We start from the raw sequence: 13,148 nt of genomic DNA on the forward strand, positions 1-13,148 counted from the left end.
AATTTGAAGTATAGATTTCTTTCAGTTAAAAAAATGCCCGCACCTATATAAATATTTATATGCAGCGCGGGCATTTTCTATCTGGCAGGGCTTAGAAAAGCCTGTTCAGATCAGTCCAGATCGCTCAGCATATCTTCAGCAATAGTCACCACGTTTTCGTGAGTGAAGCCGAATTCACGGAACAGATCTGCAGCAGGAGCAGACTCACCAAAGGTAGTCATACCGATGATACGGCCGTCCAGACCAACATACTTGTACCAGAAGTCAGCGGCAGCAGCTTCAATAGCCAGACGAGCACCGACTTCTACTGGCAGAACGCTCTGACGGTATTCAGCATCCTGGGCATCAAATACTTCAGTAGAAGGCATGGAAACAACACGAACCTTGCGACCTTTCTCGGTCAGAGCTTCGAAAGCATTCACAGCCAGTTCTACTTCAGAACCGGTAGCAATCAGGATCAGCTCAGGCTCACCTTCACAGTCACGCAGGATGTAACCACCGCGCTCAACGTTAGCCAGCTGCTCGGCAGAACGAGCCATGCAAGGCAGACCCTGACGGGAGAATACCAGTGCAGAAGGACCATCCTTACGCTCAACGGAGTGCTTCCAGGACACTGCAGATTCTACAGTGTCACATGGGCGCCAGGTGTTCAGGTTAGGAGTGGCACGCATGCTGGCCAGCTGTTCGATAGGCTGGTGAGTTGGGCCGTCTTCACCCAGACCGATGGAGTCGTGGGTGTAAACCTGGATCTGACGAATCTTCATCAGAGCCGCCATACGCAGAGCGTTACAGGCGTACTCCATGAATACCAGGAAGGTGGCACCGTAAGGAATAAAGCCACCGTGCAGAGCCATACCATTCATCATGGCGGTCATACCGAACTCACGTACACCGTAGTGCATGTAGTTGCCGGAAGCGTCTTCACGGGTAACGGACTTGCAGCCTTTCCAGAAGGTCAGATTGGAACCGGCCAGGTCAGCAGAACCACCCAGGAACTCAGGCAGAGCTGGGCCGAAAGCGTTCAGAGTATTCTGGGAAGCTTTACGGCTGGCAACCTTCTCGCCCTGCTCCTGACATTCACGGATATATTGGGCAGCTTTATCAGAGAAGTCTGCTGGCAGTTCTCCTGCCATGCGGCGCTCGAACTCGGCAGCCAGTTCAGGATGCTCGGCCTTGTAGGCAGAGAACAGTGCATCCCATTCAGATTCGGCAGCGGCACCTTTTTCACGGCAGTCCCACTCCTTGTAAATCTCTTCAGGTACTTCGAACGGACCGTGGTTCCAGCCCAGTTCTTTGCGGGTCAGGGCGATTTCGTCATCACCCAGAGGGGCACCGTGGCACTCCTCCTTACCCTGCTTGTTAGGGGAACCAAAACCGATAACGGTCTTGCAGCAGATCAGGGTTGGCTTGTCGGTGTTGCTCTTGGCCTGCTTGATAGCAGCCAGCAGAGCTTCAGGATCGTGACCGTCAACAGCAGGAATCACTTCCCAGCCGTAGGATTCAAAGCGCTTGGGAGTGTCGTCAGTGAACCAGCCTTCAACTTCACCGTCGATGGAGATGCCATTGTCATCGTAGAAAGCAACCAGTTTGCCCAGACCCAGAGTACCCGCCAGAGCGCATACTTCGTGGGAGATACCTTCCATCATGCAGCCATCGCCCATGAATACGAAAGTGTTGTGATCAACGATTTCGTGGCCAGGCTTGTTGAACTGGGCAGCCAAAACCTTTTCGGAGACAGCCATACCAACCGCGTTGGCAATACCCTGACCCAGAGGACCGGTGGTGGTCTCAATACCTGGCGCATAGCCATATTCAGGGTGGCCGGCAGTTTTGGCGTGCAGCTGACGGAAATTCTTGATGTCATCGATAGACAGATCATAACCGGTCAGGTGCAGCAGGGAGTACAGCAGCATGGAACCATGGCCATTGGACAGTACGAAACGGTCACGGTTATGCCATTCAGGGTTCTGGGGGTTGTGCTTCAGTGTGTCGCGCCACAGCACTTCAGCAATGTCAGCCATACCCATAGGGGCACCGGGGTGACCGGATTTGGCTTTCTGGACAGCGTCCATGCTCAGGGCACGGATAGCGTTGGCGCATTCTCGGCGGGTAGTCATCGAACCACAGGCTCCAAGTTTATTGCGAGATTAAGGCAGAAAACTCGAGTATTCTAATAGCTGGCGAGGTAAACGTGAATAAGAACCCCTACGCCTGGCCGACATATTTTTATTCGCTCCCCTGTTCTATAGGTCACAGGTTTGTCCAGTAAATCCGATAACCTATATTTCCTTGCCATACAGTCAACATACTAATGAGTACTTCACATTAGGATTTCGATGCTTTATCCCAAATGAACATGACAATGTTCCATTTTAGAGTCTGTTCATGATCTTTCGCAGATAGCGAAAATGACGAGAAAAGCGCCTGTTTCTTTGGTTTTGTGAGGCGCATATTGGTTCTATGTAACGAGCCAAAGCGGATAAACAGGTGCTTTTACTCGGCATTGACAGCCTGCGACAAGATTATGAACAGGCCCTTAGTAACTTCAGCATCGTTTTCTTTTCTATCAGTAATGCCAACCGACTTGTCGGTATACACGGCAACAGCGTTTTTCATACGGAACCATGCAGTAAAAATACTGCCCATAAATACTCCCACGGTAAAGTTGAAACATGAAATGAAAAAAACAATCAGAACGGTGTTATACAACCTTCTCTGTTTAAGCTTTTTCAATACAGCTACAGCTCAAGACCCAGCAACTCTTTCTGAACTGAAGCTTCAGAATGATATGGATCTTGCAGTCTACTATGGCAAGCTGGTTCCCCAACTTGGCTATGATGTGGCAGGAGATTACTTCGACGAGAAGTATACCAAGGTAATCAGGACCTTTTCTAACGATCAGCAAAAAGCGATTCGGTCGCCGTTATCATACCTCAAAACACTGAATAAAGTGGGGGCTATAGTCAGGCAAAAAATTCTGGAAACTCATGGCATTGATTTAGCAAATCTGAACAAAGGGAAAATTTTTGTCATCCCCAACAAGGATAAAATCAACATAACAATTCCTTTTGCTGACTTAACTCTGCTTGAAGAGAGCTCTATTACCGACATGGTAAGGATCTATATTGACACGCTTTATTCAGAGTTACTTAAGCCAGCAAGTTTTGAAAAGCCGGTATTCTTCGCAGGCTTTGTTCCTAACCAAATTGCTAACCATTTCGCGGGAAATCATCTTTTTGTTGATGACGCTTTTTATAGTGGCTCTATTTATCACGGCAAATTTCCTCACCTCATTCAAGGAGCACTGTTAGTTGATCAATTTGGTTTTACTAAAAGCAATATGATTAAAATGATTGCTAATGGTGATTGGGAACCAATGTTCGACTCTGCCCATTACTACCCTGTAAAAATAATGGCATATGATTGTCTGGATAAAAATGCAGGTTTAACTGCAACTTGCTCTATTACTCCTAATGAAATCATTAACGGACATTCTGCCGCCATAGTTTCACAATGGTTTATGAAAAATTTATTTTCTGAAATCATCTCTATAGCTAGTCAAAGTGAAGCAGGAGCGAGCAGGTTTATTGATTTCAATCATCTGCACGATGTGAATGAATATACAGGAACAACACTACTGCTGAGCATGTACGACAACATTCGTGCACTGGAAAATCTGCATATAATCGATTTAAATAATGACATTCGATCACTTCAGGGCAGCCTTAATAATGAATCTAAGACTGACGCATCGTTTATGGGCAAAATTTATAACCTGCCAAACTGTTTTTGCCAAGTATCAGGAATATGCAAGCCATCTAACAGGTTCATTCTATTAAATACACCCCTGATTAGGGAGTTAATGGAGGTTGTCGCCAAAACCAGTAACATACTCCCTGAGAACTATCCTGTATTTTCAAAACAAACTCATAGGGTTTGTATGGCAAAAAGTACTCACCATCCATTACAGTCCTTAGCCACCAAAACCAAAGATTATTACTACAATGAATTCTTTCTAGAAAAAGTGATTTCACAGATAGACACTATCAGATTTTTTGAAAACCGTTTAAGGAATAGTTACATTCCTTTCAGAAAAAACTGGCTCAAAAGACAGGATGAAATAAAAGTTATAACGGAGTCAGATATATTTGTTATCTACCAGTTTTTGGATTGACCAAGATCTAGAAACCCCAGACTACCTGATTAAGACACACTTACTACTTAGTCTAAACCTGAATCGCCCGATAGCGCTTGAGTGATAGCTCTACATTTCTTTCATAAAAATCAATTAAAGATACTTAATATTAAAGCCAATCCAGAAATCACTTCCCTGTGCTTCCTGGATTGATTATTTATATTCTTTAATCACTATGCTTTTTTTGCAGTAAGAGCCGCTACTTCAACTATCACCTCAACGCTCTTCAGTGCTGATTCAACAACCAGGTACTCATGAATACCGTGGAAGTTATGGCCACCGGTAAAGATGTTTGGTGTGGGCAACCCCATAAATGACAGGCGTGAGCCATCGGTACCACCACGGATGGGCTTTTCGATAGGTTTTACATCGCAGTTATTCAGGGCTTCACGGGCGATATCCATCACGTGAGGCACTTTCACAACTTCTTCGTGCATATTTGCGTACTGATCCTTGATCTCCACAACCACACGCTCTTCACCGAACATCTTGTTCATGCTGTCAGCAACATTGGTCATCAGGACTTTGCGACTTTCAAAAGTTTCTCTGTCGAAATCGCGAATCAGGTATTCCAGCGTGGCAACTGTTTCGTCACCAGCCATGTTGTAGAGATGGAAGAAACCTTCGTAGCCTTCGGTTTTCTCTGGCACTTCGTCAGAGGGCATCTCGTTGGCAAACTGACGGGCAACATGGGCAGCGTTAATCATCACACCCTTGGCAGTACCAGGGTGAACATTACGACCACGAACGGTTACGGTTGCCTTGGCAGCATTAAAGCTTTCACATTCCAGTTCACCTTCCTCACCACCATCAACGGTGTAGGCCCATTTGGCACCGAAGTTAAGTACGTCAAAGTGATCTGCACCACGGCCGATCTCTTCGTCCGGAGTGAAACCGATACAGATATCGCCGTGAACAATGTCAGGGTTCTGCTGCAGGTGTTCAACTGCTGTCATGATGGCAGCAATACCGGCTTTATTATCCGCACCCAACAGAGTGGTGCCATCAGTAGTGATCAGAGTCTTGCCGACATAGTTCTTCAACTGTGAGAACTCAGCAGGAGACAGATGAATATCCAGCTCCTGGTTCAGAGTGATGCTTTCACCGTTGTAGTTTTCAACAATCTGCGGCTTCACATTCGCGCCGGACGCGTCAGGAGCAGTGTCCATGTGAGCGATAAAACCAATCGCCGGAACGTCTGCTTCAGTATTGGCAGGCAGGCGGGCAGAAATATAACCGTTATCATCCAGCAGGACTTTATCCAGTCCCATACTTTCCAGCTCTTTGCGAATTTCTTCAGCCAGAACTTTCTGGCCGACAGTGCTTGGCACTGTTTCACTGGACCCATCAGAACGGGTATCAAAAGAGATATAACGGAAGAAACGATTCAGGTAAGCCTGTTTCATAACTGTAAGCATTCCAGCAGGTAGGAAAATCGGCCGGTAAATTAACAGTGACTTACAAAGCCTGTATTGATTTAAATTAACTCCTCCACTGACAGTAAAAAAACATCATTTTTTCTTACTACAATCATGTATTGCAAAGGAAACATCTTTAATAAGACGACAACAAGCTTTTTTCTTTTGCTGATAACTTGTTTTAAAAACCGCTTGTTTCTGCACAGCAAGAAGGAAAAACAGAAATAGACAAAATGCTTTGTACGTACTTAAGGCGAAACAGCACCTATTTCGACAAATAACAACAAAAATGTAGCATTGCTTAGTGAAATGAGAACGTTAAAATCCCACCCGCGCAAATATTTGCTGCAAAGGGAATTTTTTCAGCACAGCTCTCTCTTATTGAGTTCTGGTTTACCTGAAGAGCAAGCATCGTTCCCAACAAAATATTTATAACAGGGATATCCTATGACAGAAAACAGTGGCGCCATTATTGGCACCTTTATCGTTTATCTCGCCATGATGTTATTCATTGGCTATTGGGCCTGGAAACGGACAGGCAACTCTGAAGATTATTTCCTGGGAGGCCGTTCTCTTGGCCCCTGGCCGGCTGCATTAAGTGCAGGAGCTTCTGATATGAGTGGCTGGCTGCTTCTTGGCCTTCCCGGCTATGCTTTTGCCGCTGGTTTCGAAGCATTCTGGCTTGCCGCTGGCCTGCTTATTGGAACATGGATGAACTGGCTTCTGATGGCTAAACGACTGCGGGTGTATTCAGAAGTGGCTGGAAACTCACTGACACTTCCTGAGTTTTTCACCAACAGATTCCGTGACAGCTCCAAGCTTCTGCAGATTGTGTCTGCATTCTTTATCCTGCTGTTTTTCCTGTTCTACACCAGCTCAGGTCTGGTTGCAGGCGGAAAGCTCTTTGAAACAGTCTTCGGTCTGGATTACAGCCTTGCTGTAACCATCGGTACTGTCTGCATTATCTCTTACACTCTTTTTGGTGGTTTCCTGGCCGTATCCTGGACAGACCTGGTTCTGGGTCTCCTTATGGCTGCTGCCCTGATATTTGTTCCCGTTATTGCCATGCAATCAAGTACCTCCGACCTGTCTCTGGTGCAAAGACTTGCAGAGATCAACCCTGAGTTTCTGAACATCTGGACAAACTCAGATGGTGAAGCCCTGTCCTGGATTACCATTGCCTCCCTGGCGGCATGGGGACTGGGTTATTTTGGTCAGCCTCATATCCTTGCCCGTTTCGCTGGTATCCGCTCCTTCAGGGACGTACCAACAGCCCGGCGTATCGCTGTTGCATGGACAGGCTTATCGATGTTCGGCGCTGTCCTGGTGGGCCTTGTTGGCTTGGTTTATCTCACTGATCAGGGTTCTTCCATTGCCGATGGAGAAACCATCTTTATGGTGCTGGTTAACGCTATGTTCCATCCGGTCGTAGCCGGTGTTCTGCTGGCAGCCATACTTGCGGCCATTATGAGCACAGCGGATTCTCAGCTGCTTGTTTCCTCTTCGGCTCTGGCAGAGGACTTCTATAAAGATATTCTTCGACCGGATGCTTCATCCAAAGAAGTTATGATGGTTGGGCGTCTGTCAGTCGTTGCCATTGCTGTTGTTGCCCTGTTGCTGGCAATGAATCCGGACAGTTCGGTACTTGGACTTGTTTCTTACGCATGGGCCGGCTTCGGTGCCGCATTTGGCCCTGCGCTTCTGATCAGCATGTTCTGGAAACGAATGAACCGTAACGGTGCACTGGCAGGAATTATCGTAGGTGGAATCACCGTCGTTCTCTGGAAGCAATTCAGCGGTGGAATCTTTGATCTCTACGAAATTGTTCCCGGCACAATTCTGGCTGCAATATCCATTGTTATCATCAGCCTTATTACTGAAGAGCCCTCAGAAGAAGTGACTTCTGAATTTGATAAGTTCGAGCTTACATTCAAATAACCCATGATTAAAACAGCGCTGAAAAATATGTTTGTTAATATATTTCTTCAGCGCTGTTATTCCTTCCTCCTTCCAGCATCCATTTCATTTTTCTTCTGAAATCAAATAACTGATCCTGCAGGGACTCTTTTTCCATTCAGTTGTAACTAGTGCTGTAACTTTAAACACCAACCTAAAGCTATATCAAAAATTTTTGATGCTCAGTTTTTAAACTGATAAACTTTCGCACTATGACCATCGCAATTGTCGAATCTCCTTCAACGGAGACCCACCACGAACTCACTCAGCTCGCAACCCTCGGTAAAGCCGCGGGGGATTCGTTGCGCCTGGAAGTTCTGAGACTGTTGCGCACGGAATCTCTCGGGGTACTGGAACTTACAAAAATTCTGGATACCCGTCAGTCCGGCATGAGCCACCATTTGAAGGTATTGGCCAAATCCGGGCTGGTAACGACCCGACGTGAAGGTAATGCCATTTTCTATCGCAGAGCTTTACCTCCGACGGATTCAGCCCAGAGCGCTCTTATTCACGCCTTGTTTGACGCTATTGACGAAGTTCCACTGAGCCCTGAGCGCAGAATGCGACTTCAGGAGATACGCTCAACACGTGCAGAACAGTCAAGGGTTTTCTTTTCACGCCATGCGGAAGCTTTTCGTGAACATCAGGAACTGATAGCTGACCATGATCTCTATGCTCGCTGTCTGTTGGAAATACTGAATCGTTCCGAGCTGCCATCCAGGCAGCTGGTTGTAGAGCTTGGCCCGGGGGAAGGTGCATTTCTGCCTGATCTGGCCAAGACATTTGAGCGGGTTATTGCCCTGGATAACTCCAGAGACATGCTGGAGCAGGCCCGCAGTTATGCACACAATACCGGTGTGCATAATATCGAGTACCGTCTCGGGGAATTGTCACTTCTGGCAGACGAAGGTCTGTCCGTCGACTGCATTATCGCCAACATGGTACTACACCATGTTCCGGCTCCTGCTGCTATCTTCCGGGAAGCAGCAACGCTGCTACGCCCTGGTGCAAGCTTGTTTATCAGTGAACTGAGCCGCCACGACCAAGAGTGGGTTCGCGAATCATGCGGAGATCTCTGGCTCGGTTTCAGCACTGAAGAGTTAACGGGCTGGGCTCGTGAAGCCGGCCTTATTGCCGGTGAAGCTCAATACCTGGGTTTACGCAACGGCTTTCAGATACAGGTAAGGCGGTTCTTCCGTCAGCATCGCCGCCAAGGATTTTTAGAGGAATAAAACCACAATGGCTGAATACACACTGTTTACTTCAGAATCTGTTTCTGAAGGCCACCCTGACAAGGTCGCTGACCAGATTTCCGACGCAATTCTGGATGCCATTCTCAAGGATGACCCCGAAGCCCGTGTTGCGGTAGAAACCATGGTCAAAACTGGCATGGTTATCGTCGCGGGTGAAGTCCGCACAGAAACCTACGTGGATATTGAGGAGCTGGTTCGTAGCGTTGTTACCAGCATCGGTTACAACCACGGTGACCTGGGCTTCGATGGTGAAAGCGTCGCTGTTCTGAATGCTATCGGTAAGCAATCTCCCGATATCGCCATGGGTGTTGATGAAACAGAAGAACACGAACAGGGTGCTGGTGACCAGGGCCTGATGTTTGGTTACGCAGCCAACGAAACCGACTCCCTGATGCCTGCTCCAATTTACTACTCTCACAAGCTGGTTCAGCGTCAGGCTGAACTGCGCAAGAACAAGACTCTGCCATGGCTGCGCCCTGATGCTAAAAGTCAGGTCACTATGCGTTATGGTGAAGATGGCAAGCCTGTTGCTATTGATGCAGTTGTACTTTCCACCCAGCACGATCCCAACATCAGTCTGGAGCAGCTGCGCAAGGAAGTTCTGGAAGAAGTTATCAAGCCAGTCCTGCCTGCTGAATGGCTACACGAAGGAACTCAGTTTCACATTAACCCAACCGGAAACTTTGTTATCGGTGGCCCCGTTGGTGACTGCGGCCTGACAGGTCGTAAGATTATCGTTGATACCTACGGCGGCATGGCTCGTCACGGTGGTGGTGCCTTCTCCGGCAAGGATCCTTCCAAGGTTGACCGCTCCGCAGCTTATGCTGGCCGTTACGTAGCCAAAAACGTTGTTGCAGCAGGTCTGGCTGATCGTTGCGAAATCCAGGTGTCCTACGCCATTGGTGTTGCTGAACCCACATCCATCAGCATTAACACTTTTGGTACTGGCAAGATCAGCGATGAGAAGATTGCCGAGCTGGTTCGTGAGCACTTTGACCTGCGTCCGAGAGGTCTGATTGCCATGCTGGACCTGAAGCGTCCAATCTACCAAGCAACAGCTGCTTACGGTCACTTTGGCCGCGACGAAGCAGAATTCACCTGGGAGCGTACTGATAAAGCCCAGGTGCTGCGTGAGCAGGCTGGCCTCTAATCTGTATTCCAGCACATAAAAAAACGGAGCACTAAGTGCTCCGTTTTTTTATGTGCTGGAATAATTATTTAAAGTCTTCAGCAGTTACAACTTTTCCACCATTCTTCAGAACTGTTGGCCCCTCAGGCTTAGCGGCCTTAAGAGAGTCCAGCAGGGCTTGTCGAGCTTGCTCACTGCCCGCAAGAACCAGCTTATAAGAATCTTCTTCTGGTCTCATAACTGTTACTTCGCCATGTCTGACAAGAAGAAGGATCGTTTCCATCTGCTGAATCGTCAGATTGCTTTCCAGATCCTCTTTTCTGGAAATACCCTTAACAAAAACGCTGTCGCTGGAGAACACAGTGTTAAATCCATACTCACCAACAATCGGCAGCATTTTCCACCAGGTTTCGTTAGAAGGGATTTTCTTCAAGCACACATCAACTAACTCCCGATTATCTTGGCTCAATACGTCTTTCAAGCTCAAGGTCGTTTTCCAGCGATTTGACTTTGTACTGTCTGAAACAGCCACATGGAAGTAACCATCAAAGTCATTCTCAGCACCACAAGTTACGGGATGACCCTCATCGTTGTAAGTTTCAACTTTGAAGCGAATACCCATAACTGGTGTTCTGTTTGGCTGCTGATCCAGCACACCAGCAAAAACAGGTGTGGAAGCAAACACTTCCTTTGTTAAGCGAGGCACTGCCAAATCACCACTATCTTCCTCACGGGACAAAGGAGCCGAGCGATAAGGAAGACGGTTATATAAATTTGCATATGCCTTCCTGACCTTCTCTTTGTAAAAATCGAACTGTACAAGCGCTTCGTTTTCATAGCCGTATTTAGTGGCATAATTGAGCACGCTATCCATCAGACTGTCATCAAAAATTGTGTCTCTTTCATTTAAAGAATCAGATTTCTGCTTAGCACGACGCATCTGATCCTCTTCGTCTTCTATCTCTTTATTGATAGCGTTTAACTCAGCAAGGATACTTTGATCTTCTGGGGCGGCATCCAGCTTGGTTTGAGCTTCAGCTTTCTGCTTTTTGAGGTCACTGAGTTTCTCTGATGACGAAGTAAGCTGTTGCTCGACTTCATTTAACTGTTTATCAACCTCACTCTGCTCTGCTGGATTTCGCTGATACGAAGGCCGGTGTTCTGAAGTTGAAGTATGAGTATTAGTGTTGGAGCTACGAGTAGTTACAGTCTGAGACGATGTCCCTCCTCCCTCTGTATTATCACGCCCGTGCAGGGTTCTGGCACCTTTATCCCTAACAGATAAATGGCTACTTCCATACCAAGCATCTTTGATAGTACTGGAAACTGCGGCATAACTTGCTTCACTGACTGTCATCGTTGCAGATATGGCAACCAGCATACCGATGACTTTCAGAGGCTGGTTCATAATATTGTTGCGTTTCATCCCGTTCCTCCTGTCAACACTAGCTTGGGACTAAGTTGCTTGCCTTAAGACCCGATGACACCCGTCATAACAACATGCCTCAAAATGGACCTGCTATTTGGTCTACCAACTATGACAGGGCTAAGAAGCGATCATTCCCAAAACCTACAAACAAACCTGTTAGCAGAGCTGACAGCCTCCGGAGGTACCATGAGTAATTCTTCGGTTTAACCAGTACGCAAAGCTATATCAAAATAAATTGATATACTTTTTTCCTATTGCTAGACTGCTTCCACTACTCCAATAAAAACTCATAAAAGAGATCACAGTATGAACGCAGCCAACCTTCCGGAACTCTGTGACTACAAAGTTGCCGATATCACTCAGGCCGACTGGGGTCGCAGAGAGATTGACATCGCCGAGTCAGAAATGCCGGCACTGATGGCTATTCAAAGTCAGTACCAGGTAGAACAGCCTCTGCAGGGTGCCCGGATTATGGGCTGCATTCATATGACTATTCAGACAGCTGTTCTTATCGAAACCCTGTGTGCCTTGGGAGCAGAAGTCCGGTGGTCATCCTGTAATATCTTTTCCACTCAGGATCATGCCGCTGCCGCCATCGCAGCCAAAGGCATCCCGGTCTTTGCCTGGAAAGGTGAAACAGAAGAGGAGTATGAGTGGTGTCTTGAGCAGACTGTTGGAGCAGATGTACCGGGCTGGCAGCCCAACCTTATCCTTGATGATGGTGGAGACCTGACTGCACTTCTTCACAAGAAGTATCCCCAGCTGCTGGAAAACTGCCATGGAATTTCTGAAGAAACCACAACAGGCGTCCACAGGCTTCTGGAAATGCTGGAAGAGGGTAGCCTGAAAGTCCCTGCCATTAATGTGAACGATGCCATCACCAAGAGTAAGAATGATAATAAATATGGCTGCCGTCACTCTCTGAATGATGCTATCAAACGGGCTACTGATCACCTGCTGGCTGGAAAGAAAGCTCTGGTGGTTGGTTATGGAGATGTAGGCAAGGGTTCTGCCGCCTCTCTGCGCCAGGAAGGGATGATCGTTAAAGTTACCGAGATTGATCCAATCTGTGCCATGCAGGCCTGTATGGATGGTTTTGAAGTTGTTTCGCCCTATGAGGAGGGTGTTAATACAGGTAGTGCTGACTGTGTTAACCAGGAGCTTCTGCAAAACACTGATCTACTGGTGACTACAACCGGCAATGTTCACGTCTGTGACAAGCTTATGCTGCAAAACCTGAAAACTGGCTGTGTGGTCTGCAACATCGGTCACTTTGATACAGAAATCGATACATCCTTTACCCGGGATAACTGGCGCTGGGAAGAGATCAAACCGCAGGTACATAAATTATTTCGGAGTTCAGACAGCAGTGATTACCTTCTTCTGCTTTCTGAAGGGCGGCTGGTCAATTTAGGAAATGCAACCGGCCATCCATCCCGGATTATGGATGGATCATTTGCCAACCAGGTTTTGGCCCAGATACACCTTTATAAAAATAACTTCGCCAATCTGCCCGCCGATCAAAAGTCAGTCGCAGTGACCGTAGATGTTTTACCCAAGCACCTTGATGAAGAAGTCGCACGTTATATGGTGCAAGGCTTTGGTGGAGTCATAACCAGGCTGACCAAGGAACAGGCGAAATATATCAATGTTCCAATGGATGGCCCTTATAAAACAGACGATTACAAATATTAGTTTTTGAGAATAATTCAGGGATATACAAAACAAAGCCCCTGACCAAAAACAACGAAAAATAGAATGAGGAGGA

9 protein-coding genes are annotated in these 13,148 nt (G+C 47.1%); 5 read left to right on the forward strand and 4 right to left on the reverse strand.

The window, feature by feature from the left end; translation table 11 throughout:
- Positions 1 to 110: 110 nt before the first annotated feature.
- Together tkt and M3P05_RS00525 are read right to left on the reverse strand one after the other, a co-directional pair.
- Positions 111 to 2,117, reverse strand: a complete 2,007-nt coding sequence (tkt, locus tag M3P05_RS00520; RefSeq protein WP_249697269.1) for a transketolase — start codon at positions 2,115 to 2,117, stop codon at positions 111 to 113.
- Positions 2,118 to 2,493: 376 nt separating this feature from the next.
- Positions 2,494 to 2,646: a hypothetical protein gene (locus tag M3P05_RS00525; RefSeq protein WP_249697270.1), complete on the reverse strand. Its 153-nt coding sequence runs from the start codon at positions 2,644 to 2,646 to the stop codon at positions 2,494 to 2,496.
- 31 nt (positions 2,647 to 2,677) lie between these two features.
- On the opposite strand from M3P05_RS00525, the gene M3P05_RS00530 reads away from it, so the two are divergent.
- Positions 2,678 to 4,174, forward strand: coding sequence for a hypothetical protein (locus M3P05_RS00530; protein ID WP_249697271.1), 1,497 nt, complete (start codon positions 2,678 to 2,680; stop codon positions 4,172 to 4,174).
- Between the two features lie 194 nt (positions 4,175 to 4,368).
- On the opposite strand, the gene pepT is transcribed toward M3P05_RS00530, so the two are convergent.
- The gene (gene pepT / locus M3P05_RS00535) at positions 4,369 to 5,601 is read right to left on the reverse strand and encodes a peptidase T (protein ID WP_249697272.1); all 1,233 of its coding nucleotides are present in this window, start codon (positions 5,599 to 5,601) and stop codon (positions 4,369 to 4,371) included.
- A 459-nt stretch (positions 5,602 to 6,060) separates the two neighbouring features.
- Here pepT and putP point away from each other — a divergent pair, with 459 nt between their 5' ends.
- The 3 genes from putP to metK all read left to right on the forward strand — a co-directional run bounded on the left by putP (position 6,061) and on the right by metK (position 9,972).
- Positions 6,061 to 7,551, forward strand: coding sequence for a sodium/proline symporter PutP (gene putP / locus M3P05_RS00540; RefSeq protein ID WP_249697273.1), 1,491 nt, complete (start codon positions 6,061 to 6,063; stop codon positions 7,549 to 7,551).
- 230 nt (positions 7,552 to 7,781) lie between these two features.
- Positions 7,782 to 8,801, forward strand: a complete 1,020-nt coding sequence (locus M3P05_RS00545) for an ArsR/SmtB family transcription factor (protein ID WP_249697274.1) — start codon at positions 7,782 to 7,784, stop codon at positions 8,799 to 8,801.
- A 7-nt stretch (positions 8,802 to 8,808) separates the two neighbouring features.
- Positions 8,809 to 9,972 carry a methionine adenosyltransferase gene (gene metK, locus M3P05_RS00550; protein WP_249697275.1) on the forward strand — a complete coding sequence of 388 codons (1,164 nt, stop codon included), beginning with the start codon at positions 8,809 to 8,811 and terminating at the stop codon, positions 9,970 to 9,972.
- A gap of 64 nt (positions 9,973 to 10,036) precedes the next feature.
- Here metK and M3P05_RS00555 read toward each other — a convergent pair whose 3' ends face one another.
- Positions 10,037 to 11,377, reverse strand: coding sequence for a GAS domain-containing protein (locus M3P05_RS00555; RefSeq protein ID WP_249697276.1), 1,341 nt, complete (start codon positions 11,375 to 11,377; stop codon positions 10,037 to 10,039).
- A gap of 309 nt (positions 11,378 to 11,686) precedes the next feature.
- On the opposite strand from M3P05_RS00555, the gene ahcY reads away from it, so the two are divergent.
- Positions 11,687 to 13,075: an adenosylhomocysteinase gene (gene ahcY, locus M3P05_RS00560; protein ID WP_249697277.1), complete on the forward strand. Its 1,389-nt coding sequence runs from the start codon at positions 11,687 to 11,689 to the stop codon at positions 13,073 to 13,075.
- Positions 13,076 to 13,148: the final 73 nt, after the last annotated feature.

It is taken from the genome of Parendozoicomonas callyspongiae, from assembly GCF_023502345.1.
GTDB lineage: Bacteria > Pseudomonadota > Gammaproteobacteria > Pseudomonadales > Endozoicomonadaceae > Sansalvadorimonas > Sansalvadorimonas callyspongiae.

Bases quoted from the DNA above. Each gene is read 5' to 3' on its own strand.
- tkt (WP_249697269.1), bottom strand. From the start codon at position 2,117: ATGACTACCCGCCGAGAATGCGCCAACGCTATCCGTGCCCTGAGCATG.
- M3P05_RS00525 (WP_249697270.1), bottom strand. From the start codon at position 2,646: ATGGGCAGTATTTTTACTGCATGGTTCCGTATGAAAAACGCTGTTGCC.
- M3P05_RS00530 (WP_249697271.1), top strand. From the start codon at position 2,678: ATGAAAAAAACAATCAGAACGGTGTTATACAACCTTCTCTGTTTAAGC.
- pepT (WP_249697272.1), bottom strand. From the start codon at position 5,601: ATGAAACAGGCTTACCTGAATCGTTTCTTCCGTTATATCTCTTTTGAT.
- putP (WP_249697273.1), top strand. From the start codon at position 6,061: ATGACAGAAAACAGTGGCGCCATTATTGGCACCTTTATCGTTTATCTC.
- M3P05_RS00545 (WP_249697274.1), top strand. From the start codon at position 7,782: ATGACCATCGCAATTGTCGAATCTCCTTCAACGGAGACCCACCACGAA.
- metK (WP_249697275.1), top strand. From the start codon at position 8,809: ATGGCTGAATACACACTGTTTACTTCAGAATCTGTTTCTGAAGGCCAC.
- M3P05_RS00555 (WP_249697276.1), bottom strand. From the start codon at position 11,377: ATGAAACGCAACAATATTATGAACCAGCCTCTGAAAGTCATCGGTATG.
- ahcY (WP_249697277.1), top strand. From the start codon at position 11,687: ATGAACGCAGCCAACCTTCCGGAACTCTGTGACTACAAAGTTGCCGAT.